Source organism: Henriciella sp. (assembly GCF_049649345.1).
In the GTDB taxonomy this organism is placed as follows: domain Bacteria; phylum Pseudomonadota; class Alphaproteobacteria; order Caulobacterales; family Hyphomonadaceae; genus Henriciella.
Window position 1 is genome coordinate 1 of record NZ_JBARZC010000281.1, and the last position, 2,337, is coordinate 2,337.

The 2,337-nt window shown below is 60.4% G+C and carries 2 protein-coding genes; both read right to left on the reverse strand.

Annotated features, from left to right (window positions below):
- Window positions 1-31: 31 nt before the first annotated feature.
- Entirely contained in the window at window positions 32-1,321 is a 1,290-nt protein-coding gene (locus tag WA989_RS07470; protein WP_424339878.1) for an alginate export family protein, read from the reverse strand.
- Between the two features lie 3 nt (window positions 1,322-1,324).
- Window positions 1,325-2,337 (reverse strand): alpha/beta fold hydrolase (locus WA989_RS07475; protein WP_424339879.1); only part of this gene is annotated, 1,013 nt, incomplete at its 5' end.

Sequence of the window (2,337 nt, forward strand, 5' to 3'; positions counted from 1 at the left end):
GTCCGCGGACCGCTGGTTAGCGCGAATAAATCTAGAAGCGGTTCGACAAGGTAATCGCAAAGTGCGTGATGTCTTCTCCGCCGCTCGATCTCAGCAGCGGGCCGGCTCGGATGTAGGTTAGCGATCCGGTGACCGACGCCTTCGGGGTGATCTGGTTCTGATATTCGATTGAGATAATCTTCCCAATCGCGCTATCGCTCGGTCCATCGGCAAAGCCAAGCGGGACATAGGGCACGGCGTAGACGTCGTCGCCCGGTTCCAGCCGCTCGATCAGGCCCGCCGCAATTGCAAGGGTTGAAGCGCTTGTGAGCTCAAGATCCGAGAAAACCTGCACGTCCCATGAGTTTGTCGGTGCCAGTGTGGCTGAGGGCGAGTAATAAGTGAAACGCGGATAGATCGCGCTAAAGGTCTGCAGTGAAGGATCGTCCGGGTCCTTGTCTCCCGAGACGACATTGCCTCGCAGGCCGACATCCAGCCGCCTGCCCGGCGTTGAAACCGGCCGGGAGATTTCCCAGCCTGCGCCCCAGGCTTTCAGCGGCGCACTCTCGAACTGCCCAAACTGATAGATCAGTTCAATATTTCCCGTCCAGCCGGCCACGTCGCCGAATATTCGGCTTCCAATGGAGTGCCGTTCTTCGCTTCCAGCGCCTTGCGCCCAGCGCGCCTGTTCATCCTTCCGGCCAAAGTAATAGAGGTCCGCATGCAGGGTGCCGGCGACATCCAGATTTGAGAGGTATCCGCCCCAGAATCCTTCCGAATAGTCAGTCTGATCGTCGAAAGATCCAAAGGAACCCTTGACGGGGCGCAGGGCAAAAAGGCTCAATCGGACATCGCCCCGGCTGGCAGACAAAGAAACGCCGTCAAATGAGCGAATTGCGTTTGGCGCCTCCCGGCCAGCATTCAGCCGGCTTTGTCCCTGCGGGTTACGCTGACGCCCGAGCCGCACATCCCAGTCCCACGCGGCGAAAGCCTCGGTGTAGGACAGGTAAGCCTGCAGGATATCGCCGTGATTGCGGTCGGTTCGTCGCGGTCCAGGCGAGCGGCCTGCCTCATCATAATATCCAAGCTCCAGAACGGCGCTGAACCCCGAGCTGTGCTTTGCAGAAGCCTTGCCCGTCGCGCGATACTGCAGCGACATGAAGTCTTCTGCAGCCTGCAAGCCGAAAACGGGATTGTCGTAGCCGTCGACGCGAAGTCTCGTTGCTCCCTCCAGGTCGACCGACCAGTCTTGCGCCTCTGCGACCGCAGGGCTTATGAGCGAGCCGCATGCGATCAGGGGGGCGAGAAAGTGGCGCGGGGCTCCTAAACGCCTGCGACCCATTATCTATTTGGTCTCGGTCTCGGAGAAGAAGGTCCGCATTTCGCCGGCCAGGAAGTCCGGCTTTTCTTCCGGGATCAGATGACCTGCATTGTCGATCACGCCGCCGCGGGCGCTATCGGTGATGAAGCTCATCTGCGCATGGGTGACCGGAACGCCATGTTGGCCGCCCCAGGCCATGATCGGAACGGTGATCCCGGCATCGCCGAGGGCCCGTAGCTGGCGGGCGGTCTCGAAGGTGGCGCGATACCAACCTACGCTTCCGGCGATCCCGTTCTCGGTGCGAAGGCTGTCGGCGTAAATGGCGCGGTCCTCTGCGGTGACCGCATCGGGATTTGGCGCGTGCATAAGCGGCACGAACCAATCGACGAACTCCTGCTCCTTGCCATCAACGAGGGTTTCGGCAAGTCCCGGTGCGGAGTTGAAGCCGAAGTGCCAGTAGCCGCCATAGGTCTCTTCACGGTAGACCGTGAACTCATCGAGGTTGTAGCCGACCAGCGGTTCGTCCAGATATGTCAGCGAATAGCTTCGGTCCGGATAAGTGCCCGCAAAGGCGAGCGCGACCAGCGCCCCCATATCATGCCCGACAATGTGGGCCCGGTCCTTGCCAAAATGATCGAGCACGCCGGCGATGTCCGCGGCCATGTTCACAGCGTCATAGCCGGCTTCCGGTTTGTCGCTGCCGCCATGTCCGCGCATGTCGGGGACGATCACGAACCAGTCATCAGTCAGTAGCGGCGCCAGTTTCCGCCAGGTGTGCGAGGTTCCCATCCAGCCATGCATGAGGACGACGGCTTCTGCTTCCGGATCGCCATAGGTTGCAACATTGTACGCGATGCCGTTTGTCGGAATGGTCTCGGACGGCTTGCCCTGCGCCACCGACTGGCAGCCCACAATCGCGAGAAAACAGACAGCGGCGGATAGTCTTAGGAGGTTCGTCATGGATTGGCTTTCTGTGAGGCTTACTGGCCGGGCTGTTTCGGCAGGTTTGCCATGATGTATTCGACGCCCCACTGAAC